Origin of the sequence: Dyella caseinilytica (assembly GCF_016865235.1) — a bacterium.
GTDB classification, from domain to species: Bacteria; Pseudomonadota; Gammaproteobacteria; order Xanthomonadales; family Rhodanobacteraceae; genus Dyella_B; species Dyella_B caseinilytica.
Genome location: NZ_CP064030.1, coordinates 2,276,987 through 2,292,932, shown reverse-complemented (window position 1 = coordinate 2,292,932; position 15,946 = coordinate 2,276,987). Strand labels below are relative to the sequence as shown.

Annotated in this window: 12 protein-coding genes; 9 read left to right on the top strand and 3 right to left on the bottom strand. The window is 59.3% G+C overall.

Annotated elements, in window-relative coordinates; translation table 11 throughout:
• The first annotated feature begins 42 nt into the window (after window positions 1-42).
• The 6 genes from ISN74_RS09950 to ISN74_RS09925 are packed head-to-tail and all read left to right on the top strand — an operon-like array spanning window position 43 to window position 6,587.
• Window positions 43-891, top strand: coding sequence for a class I SAM-dependent methyltransferase (locus ISN74_RS09950; protein ID WP_229679128.1), 849 nt, complete (start codon window positions 43-45; stop codon window positions 889-891).
• Window positions 892-916: 25 nt separating this feature from the next.
• Window positions 917-2,125 (top strand): amidohydrolase family protein, encoded by a 1,209-nt coding sequence (locus ISN74_RS09945; protein WP_425488847.1) that lies wholly within the window; start codon window positions 917-919, stop codon window positions 2,123-2,125.
• Window positions 2,125-2,823, top strand: coding sequence for a class I SAM-dependent methyltransferase (locus ISN74_RS09940; protein ID WP_188799174.1), 699 nt, complete (start codon window positions 2,125-2,127; stop codon window positions 2,821-2,823). Before ISN74_RS09945 ends, ISN74_RS09940 begins: the two co-directional genes overlap by 1 nt.
• Before the next feature lie 18 nt (window positions 2,824-2,841).
• Window positions 2,842-4,353, top strand: coding sequence for a B12-binding domain-containing radical SAM protein (locus ISN74_RS09935; protein ID WP_188799173.1), 1,512 nt, complete (start codon window positions 2,842-2,844; stop codon window positions 4,351-4,353).
• A gap of 12 nt (window positions 4,354-4,365) precedes the next feature.
• Window positions 4,366-5,490, top strand: a complete 1,125-nt coding sequence (locus ISN74_RS09930) for a glycosyltransferase family 4 protein (protein ID WP_229679126.1) — start codon at window positions 4,366-4,368, stop codon at window positions 5,488-5,490.
• A complete protein-coding gene (locus ISN74_RS09925; RefSeq protein ID WP_188799172.1) occupies window positions 5,487-6,587 on the top strand; it encodes a glycosyltransferase family 4 protein in 1,101 nt (366 codons plus the stop codon). Before ISN74_RS09930 ends, ISN74_RS09925 begins: the two co-directional genes overlap by 4 nt.
• A gap of 8 nt (window positions 6,588-6,595) precedes the next feature.
• Here ISN74_RS09925 and ISN74_RS09920 read toward each other — a convergent pair whose 3' ends face one another.
• Window positions 6,596-7,855 carry a nucleotidyltransferase family protein gene (locus tag ISN74_RS09920; protein WP_188799171.1) on the bottom strand — a complete coding sequence of 420 codons (1,260 nt, stop codon included), beginning with the start codon at window positions 7,853-7,855 and terminating at the stop codon, window positions 6,596-6,598.
• Window positions 7,821-9,323 carry a B12-binding domain-containing radical SAM protein gene (locus ISN74_RS09915; protein WP_188799170.1) on the bottom strand — a complete coding sequence of 501 codons (1,503 nt, stop codon included), beginning with the start codon at window positions 9,321-9,323 and terminating at the stop codon, window positions 7,821-7,823. The genes ISN74_RS09920 and ISN74_RS09915 overlap by 35 nt, the downstream gene beginning before the upstream one ends.
• A gap of 224 nt (window positions 9,324-9,547) precedes the next feature.
• On the opposite strand from ISN74_RS09915, the gene ISN74_RS09910 reads away from it, so the two are divergent.
• Window positions 9,548-10,570, top strand: a complete 1,023-nt coding sequence (locus ISN74_RS09910) for a phosphoenolpyruvate carboxykinase (ATP) (protein ID WP_203546744.1) — start codon at window positions 9,548-9,550, stop codon at window positions 10,568-10,570.
• 60 nt (window positions 10,571-10,630) lie between these two features.
• Window positions 10,631-12,352, top strand: a complete 1,722-nt coding sequence (locus tag ISN74_RS09905) for an ATP-binding cassette domain-containing protein (protein WP_188799592.1) — start codon at window positions 10,631-10,633, stop codon at window positions 12,350-12,352.
• Between the two features lie 15 nt (window positions 12,353-12,367).
• Here the strand turns inward: ISN74_RS09905 and ISN74_RS09900 are convergent, their stop codons facing one another.
• Entirely contained in the window at window positions 12,368-13,024 is a 657-nt protein-coding gene (locus ISN74_RS09900; RefSeq protein ID WP_188799168.1) for a GTP cyclohydrolase II, read from the bottom strand.
• Between the two features lie 479 nt (window positions 13,025-13,503).
• On the opposite strand from ISN74_RS09900, the gene ISN74_RS09895 reads away from it, so the two are divergent.
• A complete protein-coding gene (locus ISN74_RS09895) occupies window positions 13,504-15,798 on the top strand; it encodes a winged helix-turn-helix domain-containing protein (RefSeq protein ID WP_203546743.1) in 2,295 nt (764 codons plus the stop codon).
• Window positions 15,799-15,946: the final 148 nt, after the last annotated feature.

Sequence of the window (15,946 nt, the reverse complement as noted above, 5' to 3'; positions counted from 1 at the left end):
GCACTCATGCATGTACCGCATGTCGGTCGCGTGGAGGTCGGAGTGAGCAACGTATACAAGCCAGGCACGGGAAGCCGCGCAGTCGCGCTGGATGAGACGCAGTTGCTCGACACGCAGCGCGCCTTCGACAGTGTGGCTGCTGATTACGACGGCCCCCGCGGCAACAACGAATTGATCCAGCGCATGCGGCTTACGCTGTGGGATACGGTGACTGGCGAAGTGGTGCCTGGCTCACGCTTGCTGGACCTTGGCTGCGGCACCGGCATCGACGCGGCTGAATTTGCGCAGCGTGGGTATCAAGTGGTTGCCAGCGACTGGTCGCCACAGATGGTGGAACGCACACGGATGCGCGCCGATACAATCGGCCTGAGTTCCCGCGTATCAGCTGTTCACGTTGGCGTGCATCAGCTTGAACGTATTGAAGGCACGTTCGACGGTATCTACTCCAACTTCGGTCCTCTGAATTGCGCGCCTGACTTGGAGGCTGTCGCGAACGAATGCGCACGACTGCTGCGACCCGGCGGCAAACTGGTGTTTTCGGTAATGGGCCGGGTTTGCCCCTGGGAGCTGGGCTACTACGCGCTGAAGGGCCGTTTCCGGCGCGCCACTGTGCGAGCCACACGTGGAGCCACTGCGGTCGGTATGAACCGTCATACCATCTGGACGTATTACTACCTTCCGCGCGAGTTCTACCGCGCTTTCGCTCCCCATTTTTCGCTGGCCAGCTATCGCGCACTGAGCCTGTTTCTGCCGCCGCCCTACCTGGTGGACTATTACCGGCGTCGCCGCGGCTGGTGTGATCAGTTGGGCAAGATCGACGATCGCCTTGGCTCGTTGCCGCTGTTGCGCGATATGGGTGACCACTTCCTGATCGTGATGCATCGGCGTTGAGCGCATGGGCGCTATTCCGTCCGGGATGAATGCCACGCTATGCCATGCGGCGACGATCACGCCTGAAGGCATTTCGCGGGCGCCATTGCCAATCAGGGCGGGGCGTATCGATACCACAGTAACACCGCGGGGATATCGGATGGATCTTCGCGATCACCTGATTTTCCCAGGGCTGATCAATGCGCACGAGCACCTGCAGGTCAATGCGGTGCCACCGCTGAAGGCAACTACGCCGTTCTCCAACAGCTATGCCTGGATCGATGCATTCCAGGCACATTTCGAAGATCCCGCGGTGATCGCCGCCTTGCAGGTGCCGAAGACACTGCGGCTGCGGCATGGGGCGATGAAAAACCTGCTGGCCGGTACGACTTGCGTTGCGCACCACGATCCATGGCATCCGGCGCTCGATACGGAAGATTTTCCGGTGGCGTTGCTGCGCGACTACGGCTGGAGCTATGCGCCGGGTTGGCCTGGCTACGGCCCGCCGATGGTGGCGAGTTTTGCCGCCACACCACACGACTGTCCATGGATGATCCATCTTGCAGAAGGTACCGATGCGATCGCACGGGCCGAGCTTGCCCAGCTGGATCAAGCAGGCTGTCTGGCGAGCAATAGTGTGCTGATCCATGGCGTGGGCCTGCGCGAACAGGATATTGAGCGCGTGCTGGCGGTTGGCGCAGCCGTTGTCTGGTGTCCGTCCAGCAATTTCGTGTTGCTCGGGCAAACGCTCGATCCTCGTCGCCTATGCGTGGCCGGCCGACTTGCGTTGGGCAGCGATTCGCGGCTGAGCGGTGCGCGGGATCTGCTGGAAGAGCTGAACGGGGTTGTCGATCGTTATGAGCTAGGCACGTGGCAATTGCTGGAGCTGGTCACGAGTCGCGCTGCACACATTCTGCGCATGCCTTTGAGAGGCTTCATTTCGCCGGGTGCGGTCGCAGATATGGTGATTGTGGAGGATCAAGGCGGAGTCGAAGCCCGCAGCCTGGTTGGCTTGCATCGAAGTCAACTGCGAGCCGTGGTGCGCGATGGCGTACCGCGCATTGCCGATCCCGATTTCGCCGAATGGTTTGCCGCAGCCGGCATAGAGACGGTGCCGGTGATGCTTGATGGTAGGCCAAAGCTGCTCGCAAAATCGCTCGCCGAACCAGCATGTATAGCGCTTGAGCCAGGGTTGGAGCTGGTCGCCGGGCAAGCAGGAAGACATAAGTGTGCTGCCGCGAGTGGAGTGGATTGATGCTGCGGCCACCCCTTCTTTCTCCGTTGGAAGCGTACGCATTGTGGGCATCTACTTATCCTGCCCATGCGCACAATCCAGTGATGCAGGCCGAGGAGCGCGCCATGCTTGCGTTGATGCCGGCCAATCTGGAAGGGCGGCGCGTGCTCGATGCCGGTTGCGGTAGTGGACGCTATATGCGGCATGCATTACGGCGCCATGCGGCACAGGTGGTGGGCGTGGACATTTCCCCGGACATGTTGCTGCGTGCAGATGGCGAATTGACGGCCGGCGAGTTCAGTGCGGATATCGCACTTGCGCAAGGCAATCTCACGGCACTGCCGCTGCCGGACGCGTGGGCGGATCTTACAGTGAGCGGTCTGGTGATCGGTCATGTGGAGCGATTGCACGACGCTTTGCGCGAGCTTCATCGTGTCACCCAGCCTGGTGGCATCGTGTTGTGTAGCGATGTGCATCCGATCGGTCCGGCCCTGGGTTGGCTGCGCGATTTCAAAGCCGGCGGGCAGCGTTATGCCATCAGGCATACGCAACATCTTTACAGCCACTGGCATGCGGCGTGCGCTGCGCTGGGGCTGACGATCGAGCGCGTGCTGGAACCCATGCTGAATCAGGCCGACATTTCCACTGACGCACATTTCGATCGCATCGCGCTGGAAGTACCGGTAGCACTGGTCTTTCAACTGCGGCGCGCAAGCTGATACCCATTGCCACGACTCATGAACCGAACCCCTCACACACTGTTGATCAATCCCACCATCACGTCGCGTTCCAGCGCGCGGTTCCCGCTGTCGCTGCTGCATCTGTCTGCCGCGTTGGACCGTCAGGGCAGTAGCGAGATTCTCGACGGCAATATCGATCGCGACCTGGTTAACGAAACGTTGCGCAGGATGGAGCAAGGCAAATTCGATGCTGTCGGCATCAGCGTAATGGGCGGCCCGCAAATGGCGCCATCGATCGAAGTATCCCAGGCACTGCGCAAGCACTTTCCATCCGTGCCTATCATCTGGGGCGGTTATTTCCCTACGCTGTATACCGATACGGCGCTTGCCGCGCCTTACGTGGACTACGCCATTCGCGGACAGGGCGAAGAAAGTCTGCCGGAATTGGTCGCGGCACTCGGCAAACCCGAACATGCACTGGCGAATATCGGCGGTTTGTCTTGGAAGAGTGGCGATACCATTGTTCATAATCCGAGCCGTCGCATTTCGCTTGGCGATACTGGCCTTGTGTTGCCGTATGACAAATTGGGCGACCCGCGTCGCTATCTTGCCTCTACCTTTCTGGGGCGCCGCACTGCCGCGCATCAAGCAGCTATTGGTTGCCGTTTTCGTTGCACTTTCTGCGGTGTGGCAGCGATGTTCGGCGGCACCACCATATTGCCGGCCGCGACGCGGCTGGAGCGCGAGCTGAGTTATCTGAAGTACGAATTGGGCGCCGACTCGATCCAGTTCTTCGATCACAATTTCTTCGACCGCGAAGAAGACATGATCCCGCTGCTCGAGGTGATGGCGAAACTGGAGTTGCCGTGGTGGTGCTATGCCCGTTCGGACGCCTTGCTGAAGCTGTCGGAAAGTTCGTGGAAGCTGGTGCGCAAGAGCCGTCTGAAAATGGCCTATATCGGCGCGGAATCGCCAAGCGGCCAGATGCTCAAGGAAATCCGCAAGGGCACACGGCCCGACCAGACCCTGCAGGTGGCCGAATTGTGCCGGCGCCACGGTGTGGTCCCTGAGCTCTCTTTCATGGTGGCACCACCGCAAAACACGGAAGACGAGACCGCGCAGACGTTTGAGTTCATTCGCGAGTTGAAGCGCATCAATCCTGAATCGGAAATCATCGTCTACATCTACACGCCGCTGCCGGAGAGCAGTCGCCACGAGAAGGATCGCGGCAAGCGAGCATCGACTCCGCTGCTTGATCTGAACGGCGAACCCGTCGTTTTTCCACGCACGCCTGAAGAATGGACACAGCCACAGTGGGTGAACTATGCCTGCCATGCCGATGCACCATGGCTGAGCGACAAGCTGCGTCAGCACATTCGTGACTTCGTGACCGTGCTGCGCTGCCGTTTTCCCACCGTGCAAGACCTGCGTTCACCGCCATGGGCCAAGCGCAGCCTCAGTGCCATGGCGGCATGGCGCTATCGCCATCGCCGGTACGACCGACCGTGGGAACTCAACTTGGCCAATCGGCTGGTGAAGTTGCGTATGCCGCAAGTGTCTGGTCTTTAAGCGGAGACCGGCTTGCACGTTGCACAGATCAATATCCTGCCGTCGCCGCAAGGTTTGACCGCGGAAGAGGTGTTCAAGCTGTGGCCTTCCATGGCGGATATTCCGGAAGCGGCAGCCAGCTCCGGCATCCGGATGTCGTTCATCCAGGCGGCAGGGCATACGGAGCAGATGACGCGTCAGGGCATCGACTATCACTTCAACGATGTCAGCAGCTTGAAAGCGGTGATCGATCGCGGCCATCGTTTCGCCCGCCTGTTGAATGACATCAAAGCAGATGTCCTGCACGTGCATGGCCTGGGATTCCCGCAGGACGTGTTTGCCATCGCGCACCATCTGCCGCAGCTGCCAATTCTGTTTCAGGATCACGCCGACCATGTACCTCGTTGGTGGCGAAGGCTGCACTGGCGACGCTGGTACCGTTGCGCCGCTGGTGTGGCGTTTACCGCGGCCGACATGGCGGGGCCTTTCATGGATGCGGGTGTGTTCGCCCCATCGACACCACTGTTCGAGGTACCGGAATCCAGCAGCCGCTTTACCTTGGGTGATCACCACGGCGCACGCGCTGATACCGGCCTTTATGGTGATCCATGCATTGTTTGGGTAGGTCACCTCACTCCCGGCAAGGATCCGTTGACCATGCTCGATGGCGTGGCGCGAGCTGCTTCGCAACGTCCCGGCCTGCAGCTCTGGTGCGCCTTCGGTACCTCACCACTCATGGACGACGTCAAGCGACGCATTGCGAGTGATCTGCGACTTCACGGGCGCGTGCATTTGCTGGGCAATGTCCCTCATGCGCGGGTTGAGCGGTTGATGCAGGCGGCGGACGTATTTGTGTCCGCCAGCCTTTCCGAAAGTTGCGGCTACGCCTTGCTGGAGGCAATGGCCTGTGGCGCACTGCCGGTCGTGACCGATATTCCTGCGTTTCGCACTCTCACAGGTGGCGGTCGTATAGGCGAGCTTTATCCTTGTGGTGATCCGGTAAAGCTTGCCGAGGCGCTCCTGCGAGCGTCGCATAGCCGACCGAAGCGTGCACATATACGCGCTCATTTTGACGAAGCACTATCGTTTCACGCGGTCGGCCGCAAATGGGCAGGTGCCTATGAACACGTGCTTCAACACCGGGGTGGCATACGATGAAACTCGCATTGGTGCTTCCCGGAGGCGTGGATCGTAGCGGCGAATACAAGGTCATTCCCGTCTTTCTTGCGCTGATAGAGCGGCTGGCGCGAACACACGAGCTGCACGTCTTCGTACTGCATCAGGAAGCGGCACCCGCGCGCTGGGAAATGCTTGGCGCCCACATCCACAATATTGGCGAAGGCAGGACACGCCTGCGCGCCATCGCGGCCATCCGTGCCGAGCATCGCTGCGCGCCGTTCGACCTCGTCCAGGCAATGTTTTCCGGATCCTGCAGTTTGATAGCCGTCACTGCTGCAAAGCTGCTACGCGTGAGGAGTGCAGTACATATCGCAGGCGGTGAACTGGTCTCATTGCGTGAGATCGGCTACGGCGGCCGGCGCAAGTGGAAAGGAAGGCTGCGTGAGGCGCTGATACTACGCAGCACGGATATGATCACCGCGGCCAGCAACCCCATCATTGATTCACTCCAGGCATTAGGGCTAGAGGCGAGACGCGTCCCTCTGGGGGTGGATTTGCGCACATGGACGCCCATGGCGCCGCGCACCCGCAAGACCGGACCTGCGCAATTGCTGCACGTCGCCAGCCTCAATCGCGTCAAGGATCAATCCACGTTGTTGCATGCGCTGGCTGCGGTCGCTGAGGCCGGCGTGGCGTTCCGGATGGATATCGTTGGCGTAGACACCTTGAACGGCGAGATCGAGGCGCTGGCTCATCGGTTGAACCTACAACGACATGTCCGTTTTCTCGGCTTCAAGACGCAGCACGAATTGCGTCCGATCATGGAGTCGGCGGATTTATTGGTGATGTCGTCCATGCACGAGGCCGGGCCGCTGGTGCTGCTGGAGGCGGCAGCCGTCGGCGTGCCCACAGTGGGTACAGCGGTAGGGCATATGGCAGAGTGGTCGCCATCGGCCGCTCTGGCCGTTCCGGTGGGCGACTCGGCCGGCATCGCGTTAGCGATCCAACGAGTATTGGCCGACGAAGATCTGCGCCTCAGGCTGGCCGTGGAGGCGCAACGACGCGCGGTGATGGAAGATGCGGACTACACCGCCCGCATGTTCGATGCGCTGTACGGAAGGCTGTGCCAAGCCTGAGGCGATATTCAACCAGCCGATGGAGTAGATGCGTCAGGCGAGGATCGGTTGTTGCCAAAGTGCTCGAACGCAGCGCGCACGGCATAGAGTGTGTCCATGCGCGGCACGGGTCGAATCAATCGCGTCAGAATGCGGCGTGCATGACTGGCGGTCACCCAGTTTTGGCCCTGCAGCCAGAGCTGTGTTCGCACCATGTCGGCGCGTTCCTTGACCGACTCGGCGGTTGGGCGAAAGCGTTGGATGATGCAGCGGATTGCTTCGCTCGGACTACGTGACCATTCAATACCCGGTAGTGCATTAAGCCACAGCGCCGAGCAGGAGACATGCGTCAGCGTCCGGCGACGCGACAGTGTTTGCAGCAAGGTTGGGCAGTCTCGCTGCAGGCGCGCAAGTACGGATCGGGGCACGGCATGGGTGTAGTAGCGGGACACCATATACAACGGTGGCAGCGCCCACCACGGCGGCTTGCCGGAATTGGCCTCCCACAATACATTCCAGTCGCGAGGCGTCATGCGCGTGGCAAGTAGCGAAATATCGTTAAGGTGCAGCAAGCGCATGCTATGGCCACAGATATTGCCGGCAGCGTGTAGCAGCAGATGAGCCATCAAGGCGCCCGAGGAGGGATACGCGTTCAGGCCCGGCGTGGGTGTGCCTGGATACACCTGTTCGGTGATGTCCACCACGGCGATGGGAAGGCGCTCCTGGATGCGGGTGTGTAACTCGATATTGATGGGTGTGTCGCGATGCTCGCCAAGGCCAGCGAAGAAAGTGCTGGCCGTCGGTTTGAATACCTGATGCTTCCACTGCGTGAACGATTGCACGTAACCTAATGCGCACAGCAGTGCGCCGGTTTGCTCCAAGTCTTCTTCGTGCACTAACAAATCGATGTCGGCCATGGGGCGTTCGCCTGGCGCATAAAGGCCTATCGCATGCAGGGCGCAGCCTTTCAATGGGATGACGGCTATCCCGGCGGCGCGAGTGCTGGCGTCGATGCTGGCAAGTAGCTCGATAATGCGCCGGTGACGCAGCTCGACATGTTCGCTCTGACTCCTGACGAATGCACGCCATGCAGGCTCTTGCCAGGGCAGGTAGCGCGAAAGCAGAGGAGCAACACCGTGCGCTGCGGCAGCGGCCGCAGCCAATTGCCATTCCATATCACTCCATTCGGGCGTGGTGCTGCCAGGTCTGGCCAGCTCGCGGGCCAGCGCTTCGGTGGCACGGTGCAAGCCATCCCTAACGATTTTGAGCGGCGGAAGCGAGGTGTGCATGAGGCTGTAGTGCCGTTGCGGATGATGTGGCGTGTTCGGTGCGATGCGCGTATTCGCTGGCGATCAATGCATTCCACTGCACTTCCAGCGCGGCGGAGGTCTCGTCGTAGCGTTCGGCCGGCTGGTTATTTTTGGATTGCTGCAGCGTGACCTGTTCGTGCAGCAGATCGCGTACGCGCCGATAAAAGCCCGAGTCGTAGGCGCCACGAAACATCATGGCCAGATCGGCGCTGTCATCCCAGTGTGTCTTTTTGCCGAGTTGTGCCTTCACCTGTTCGTAGAACTTTGTGCCCGGCAAAGGGTAGGACACGCTGACACCGATATCGTCCGGTGCAGCCAGCACGACCAGCTCGCGTGTAGCCAGCAAGTCGGCCAGTTGCTCTCCGAGATAGCCCAGCTGGATGAAGAAGCCAACACGAATGTCATGCCTACCCAGACGTTGGCGTGCGGTAATCAACTCCGCCACCGTGGTGCCTTTGGTCATGGCATCAAGGATGCGCTGACTGCCACTTTCCGCGCCAATCCAGGCTTCCGTGCATCCGGCGCGTTTTAGCGCGTCGGCCATGCGCTCGCTGATGAGGTCGGCGCGAGTCTGGATCGTGAAAGGGATCGAGCCATCAGCAGCCTCCAGGTGTCTGGCCAATTCAGTCACCCAATCAACATGGAAGCCGAAGATGTCATCGGCCATCCAGATATGGTCGGGCTGGAAGGTCTGTTTCAGATAAGTCATCTCGGTGGCGATATCGAGCGCGCTGCGCTGGCGATAGTGATTGCCCCAGATCGGCTTGGCGCACCAGTTGCATCGGAACGGACAGCCGCGCGAAGCGGCCATGTTGAGACTGAAATAGCCGTGCCGTTCAAGCCACTGGCAGCGATAGCGTTCGATGTCGAGCAGATCCCACGCGGGACGCACGGTCAGTCGTGGATCGGGTGGCATCACGCCAATGCGTGCGACATGGGTTTGCTGGCTGACGCGTGCGGCGATACCGGGAATGCCGGCGACCCAATCGGCGATCTCGATTTCCTGACTTGCCTGCAGACGCCGGATCAACTCGGTGAGTGCCGCCAGACCTTCGCCGATAAGCACGGCATGCGCGCCTGCCGCGAGGAAAGCGTCGGGTTGGTCGGAGGCATCTGACCCTGCCACGATCACCCTGGCGCCTTTCGCGCGAGCTTCGCCAATCATTTGGCACGCCGCTTCGCGCATCCGTCCAAGACACATCTTGGTCAGGTAGTTGAAGTTGTCCTCGTAGAGCACAACCAGATCAGGTTGGGCGGCCTCGATCGACGCTGCGTAGTCCTCAACGCCTTCGGCAAGCATCGCGTCGAACACGCTGATATCGTGCCCCATGTCGCGCAACAGGGCGGCCACCTGGATGGTTGCGAGCGGTGGATAAGGCTTGCCACGGTCCCATTGCTTGCGATCATAGCGAAGGAAATAGGTGTGGCCGACCTGAATCTTTAGCATCTCGATGGAGCCTCAATCGTAGCCATGAGCAGGCGGCAAGGGTTTGCTGCTGCATGGCCGTGAGTGCTCGATGAGGAAGGTTCGGTTGCCTGGCCGTCATATGCGTCGAAGTACACGCCTTCGCATCAAGGCAATCCGGATGACTATGAAGAGCAACCTTTCTTTCCATGGGCCACACTCACAGCTAACCGAGCTTAGCTTCAGGACATTCGCGCCCGATCACCATGGCAGCCAACTACGAGACCGCCGTTCACGCCGTTAACACTGAGCCCCGGGCTGAAACGTCACCGATGCCAATGTCTTTACACAAGCAGCTGATGGGAGGAAGTTTTCACTTTAGAAGCAACAGCGTGGCGCTACTGGATCTGGTTGAGGCAGCCTATGGCGGATTGCCACGTCATCATTTGCCGAAGACCACCTCGCCATTTCGTATCGACTTGCAGTGCGTGCCTGGACTGGGGGTTCCGTATGTGGATGAACCACCGTCGGTACGGATGCAGTGGGGAGAGAGATTGGTTTGCGGTGTTATGGACGCATCCAATTATGTGATCGTGTCGCCTCACCAGCATTACGCATTGGTGGTTGCCTCGGAAGATATGCTGAGTTTTCCCTACCACCTGCGTTATGAGCTCATCGAATTCGCTGTCTATATCCTGACGACACGTGGCCTGGGTTTGACGCCTTTGCACGGCGCCTGTGTTGGCCGGGCTGGGCGCGGCGTCCTGCTGCTGGGTGGCAGTGGCGCGGGCAAGTCGACTCTGGCCTTGCACAGCTTTTTGCAGGGTCTGGATTTCGTGGCGGAAGATGCCGTGCTGGTGCAGTCAGATAACCTGCTGGCTACCGGCGTCGCCAACTATTTGCACGTGACAGAAGATGCATTGCACTTTATCGAGGATAAAGAGGCCGAATGCTGGATTCGCGAGGCGCCAACGATCCGGCGCCGCAGCGGTGTGCAAAAGTTCGAAGCGGATCTGCGTTACGGGCCAGGTAAAAGCGCAGACGCGCCGCTGCAATTAGTGGCCACTGTGTTCCTTTCCAGGCAGGTTGCCGATGATCCTGGTGCACTGCTGCGACCGATTCCCAAGTATGACATCGCTGCAAAACTGAGTGCAGATCAACCCTATGCCGCCAGCCTGCCGGGTTGGTCATGCTTCCAGCAACAGCTAGTGAAAATGGGTGCTTACGAGCTTCGTCGCGGCAATCATCCCATCGCTGCAGTTGAAGCGTTACGGCAGTTGTTGCGTTGACGCGCAGGCAGCGACAATGACCTACAGGGAATGGAAATGTTCGGTCAGCCGCGCAAGCGCATGAACCATTCAGACGAATCGCCACGCCTTGGCCATCAACAGTGGAGGGGATTCTTTGTTACGTTGAAGGCCGTCAATCTACGGCACATGTCGGTCTACGTGATGTTGTCGCTGGGCAGTGCGCTCGCCGGCAGCATCGTGGCGGTGTTGTTGGTGACCTTGGTGCAACCCGGTCACGCGCTGGTGTTGGGTGGAAGAATCTTCGATATGCCCGGCAGTACGGACGCGCATGCCACGGTATTCGCAGCCGTGACCATGGTCTTCGCCCTGTTGCGCTGGCAGGCGGCGCGGTTGGGCGCAAGTCTGTCCAGTCGTTATGGCATGGAGTTGCGGCGCACCGTTCATGCACGCCTGATGGATGCGCCGCTGACTTCCCTGGCCGATGCCACGTCGGCGGAAATCGCCAACGTGCTGACGTACAACGTAGAGATCATCACCCAGGGCTTTAATGCCTTGCTGCAATTGCTGGTGGCCGGCGTCACGGCAATCGTGAGCCTTGGTTTTGCATTCTGGCTGTCGCCGACGCTGATGCTGGCGACGCCTCTGCTTGCGTTGTTTGCCCTTGCTGCCTCGCGTATCAGTAGCCGTGAGCAGTCACGTGTCAGCCGTCAATATGTGGCAGACATGACCCGATTGTTTTGGATGAGTGAGGATTTTCCCAGACGTTTGCGCCACGTCCGTTCGTTTGGTCGTGAGGATGCGGAAAAGGCAGCTTACAATACGATTTCTGCACGACTAGGGCAGGGCTATCGCCGCCAACTGGAGCTGATCGCATCGGGACGATTGACGTTTGAGCTTCTCGCCGCTGTAGGTATTGCAGCCATTTTCATGCTCGCGTGTCGCCTGCAGGGTGTGAATCAGGCGACCCTGATCGCCGTGTGCGTGTTGCTGGGGCGGTTACTGCCTTACCTTTTACTGACAAGACAAAGCTTCCAGCAGCTTCGCTCGGCGGGGCCTGCGTTCGAACTGTGGCAGCAATACGTAAAACTGGACGCAAGCCACACACCACCGATGACGCCGCAAACTGCATGCGTGTCGGATTCATTGCATATCAAACGCGTACGATTGGCGCCACCGCTCGCGGCCATTGATATTCGCGATCTACAGCTAATGCCCGGCAAGATGATGCTCATCTTTGGCGACTCCGGCATTGGCAAGAGCAGTCTGATCGATGTGCTGGGCGGCATGGCAGTCCCGGATGTATTCATCGCACGTATGGAAGGGCGACCCATGGGCTTTGATGAATATCGAAAGCTGGTTGGCAGGGGCGCATATGTGAGCCAGGGCGTGCGTCCCTGGCATCGTTCGGTACGCGAGTGCCTGCTCTGGGCGAATGCCAGTGCGACCGAAAGTACAATGCTGGAGGCGCTTGCGGACGTCGGCCTCGACAAGCGTCTGGCCGAATCCTTCGATGGGCTTGATACGACGCTGGACAGCTCTTCAAGCCGTTTTTCAGGCGGCGAACTGCAGCGCTTGCTCTTGGCGCAGGTTATTCTGCGGCAACCCTTTCTCGCTCTGCTGGACGAAGCGACCAGTGCGCTCGATGCTGGTTCCGAGCGGTCGGTCCTTTTGGCGATCAAGCGACGGCTTCCGCAAAGCATCATGATCGTCGTGTCGCATCGACGCAGCGTCGCGGAGATTGCGGACCATTGCCTGTTTCTGGGTGATCCGGGCGCCATGGATCAGGCATTGATGCAAAAGGCGCATCAAGGATCGGCGTAAGCCGCTCCGAATTGGTCAGTTTTCCTGACTTGTATCAGGTAAAGCAAGGGTATGCCGAGAGTGACGAACCTTGGCCTCCAGATAACGCAGGTTGTGCTCTCCGGAAAAAACGCCTGTGGGCTCAACCGCCACAACGTCGATACCCAGGGCTTGCAGCTGGGTGCACTTGTCGTGATTGTTGGTGATCAGCGTAATGCGCGTTACACCCAGTGCCTTGAGCATCTCGGCGGCTGCTGCGTAATCGCGCTCATCCTCACCGTGGCCAAGGGCGCGATTGGCGGCAAAGGTGTCGTGCCCCTGTTCCTGAAGGCGATAGGCATCCAGCTTGCGGTATAACCCGATGCCGCGGCCTTCCTGTCGCATATACAGCAGGTAACCGCCGTCTTCATGCAGGCGGTGAAGCGACTCTTGCAACTGCGGGCCGCAGTCGCAGCGCGCCGATCCAAAGACATCACCCGTCATGCATTCGGAGTGCAGCCTGACCAGAGGCGCCTCGGAATCGGGGTTTCCGAATCGAAGTGCGACATGCTCCTTGGCATCGGAAAGTCCATGGAAGCTGTAGATCGTGCTGGAAGCCTCACGGCCATCAGCCAGATGAATCGGGAGCTGCGCAACGGTGCGCACGGATGGTGTGTCCTTGAGCGGGATAACGTGCGCACATGGAGCGGTCATGATTTGGTTCTCGCGATTTGATTCGTATTTGCTCACAACCCGCCCATATATAAGGTCTAATGGAGGAATCTCCAGTACAGGGAATTGCCGCGGAGAGGCGTTACCGTTAGTTCGCCTTTGAGGGATTTCGGTTGTGTGGATGGCGCGTCACATCCAGGCATCCCTTTCGGGAGGCTGAAAGTGCACAACGTGCATGGCGAGATGGAATTGGCTATTTTTGCAATAATTATCATGCACTTGTGGCAAAATAAACCCAGTCGCCCAGGCGGATGGCGTCAATCTGGCCCATCGTCCATCTCCCCGCGAAGGTAGGTTTTGGCAACCCACTGCCGTTTTCACTGAACAGGTCTCCGCGACTGGCATGGCTTGCTGCAGATGTGAGCAGCACCGCATAAATCTCCGATGATGGTAGAGATCCACGCATGGGAAGTCCGACCTACCACTTTGATGATTTTTGCCTCGACCCTCTTGCAAGAGAGTTGACCCGCGACGGGGTGCCGGTAACGCTTGCCGTTAGCGCTTTTGATTGCCTGGTCTATCTGGTCGAACACCGCGAACGCCCGGTAGGCAAGGACGAACTGATCTCTGCTGTGTGGGGGCGGGCCGACGTCAGCGAAAACCTGCTTGCGCAAACCATCGTGCGTCTCCGTCGTGCACTCGGCGATGGGGGCGATGAACAACGCTGTATCAAGACCATGTCTCGTGTGGGTTACCGCTGGGTGGCGGACACGACCATCGTTTCTAATGCCACCAACGATACTGCCGAGCAAGCGTCAGTTCGAATAGAAGGTGCCCAGACCAAGGCGGGCGCCGTGGCAGCGATGCGTAGGCCATGGCTGCGACGTGCGCTGTGGATAGCGCCGCTGTTGATACTTGCTGCCGCGCTCGGTTACTGGCGATGGCAGACTGACCATCGCAAACCCATATTTTTTAGCCAGGGTACCTCCATCGTGTTGCCCGCCGACGTGGATGCCCCGGAAGACTGGAAATGGCTGCAGCTGGGGCTGATGGATCTGATCGCTGGCGATTTACGTCAAGCAAGGGTTCCCGTCGAAAGTAGCCAAGCCGTGCTCGACCTGCTCAACCAGACGAACGCGACAGACAGTTCACGATTTGCTTCGTTCGCATTGGTCATTCATCCACACGTCACGCTGGCTGACAATCTCTGGCGCGTCCATCTGGACGCGAACAGCCCCGATGGCCGCACATGGCAGGCAGAGTCGTCGTCCGATAACGTGCTGAACGCGACTCGCTCGGCAAACGATCTGCTGCTGGCGCAAATGGGCATTACGACAGAACCCGGCAAACCTGCTGCCAGTGACGCGAAGGAGGAATACCTGATGCGTATCGACGCAGCGTCGTACGCCGGTTCCGCCGACGCTGTGCGCGAACTACTCGACAAGGCGCCGCCCGATCTTCGCGAAACACCTGAATTTGGCTATGCGAAAGCCGTCTTTCACTGCAATCAAGGCGAATATGAGGCTTGCAAGCTTGGCTTGGCCGACTTGTTGCAGCGCTTGCCTGCCGACAAGTACCCCGTATTGCGTGGCAGGACGCTTGCGCAGCAGTGGTACATCTATTTCCGTGAGCACAAATATGCCGAAGGCGAAGCCGTACTGAGCGAGGCAGTGCAACTTCTACAAAAGCAAAAGGACACCGGGTACCTGGCATTCGCCTACGCACAGCTTGCCGAACTGGAAATTCTCGATGGAAAGTTCGACCAGGCAGCGTCGGACTTCGGCCTCGCCCGCGTCAACTATACGTTGGCCGGTGACACCGCTGGCGCGTACGGCGTGGATGAATCCCTTGCGTATCTATCGATGCAGCGCGGGCAATTCGCGCAGGCGCTTCCTATCATCCAACGTGCTTACGAGCAATATCAGCGCATGGGCATGCGGCAGTTTCTTCCGGATTTATTGCAGGACATGGTGACTTCACGGCGAATGCTATTGCAGTACACGGACGAACTGGCCGTCACTGATCGTTATTGGCCGTTTGAGCAAAAGCATTGGGAAGTCCCGGAGAACGTCATGCGTCACTTGCTCGTCTTTGAGCGTGCGCATGCACTGGCTGACAATGGTCGCACCACCGAAGGAAGCAAGTTGCTCGAGCAACTGCTTGAGGAGATCAAGCTGGACCCCAAGGGCGAGCCTGGCTTGCAGGGCTGTGTCGAAACGTTGCTGGCCAAACTCGCGTTGCAACGAGGCGATATCCCGGTATCCCTGGACTGGATATCCAAGACACTGAGCGGAAAACTGCTGGAGTGGGATAGCGACAAGCACGACTATGCCGATGCATGGCTCACGAATGTGATAGTGACCCAGCGTACCGGCACGCCGGAAGACGTGAAGCGCGCCGTGGCTGCCATGCAAACGTGGGTGGCCACCTTGTCGGGTGATGACGATTGGATTGCCATTCTGTTGCTGCGGGCGCAAGCGGCCGGAGCATGGAGCCAGGGCCAGCGCGACCAGGCACTGAGCCAGCTGAAGCTGGCTATGAACAAGGCCGATAAATTGGGCGTACCGGAACTTATGGTCGATGTCGGTCAGGTTTACGCGCAGGCTCTCGTGACAGTCGGCAAAGTGGATGACGCCGCGGCCGTCAGTGGCCAGCTTTCTGCATGGAGTCAGTTGGATTGGCGCGCGGCATGGACACAGGCATGTGTGTATCGTGCGCTAGGGCAGACGTCGTCGTGGGAGCAATATCGGCAAAAGGCGAGGGAGCTCGCCGGTGACCGTGTATTGCCGGAAGATGCCTCGGTATGGATGTACTGAGATTTCCTGCACCAGACGTTCCCGCACGCGTGCAACCGATATTTCGCGCGTCACGCCATGCTCGTGACATCGGTCACGCTTAGAGACGCGGCTGTCAGCATCGACGCAGCTTGTCCCAAAATGACCATGACCGGCAGCTGACCCCCAA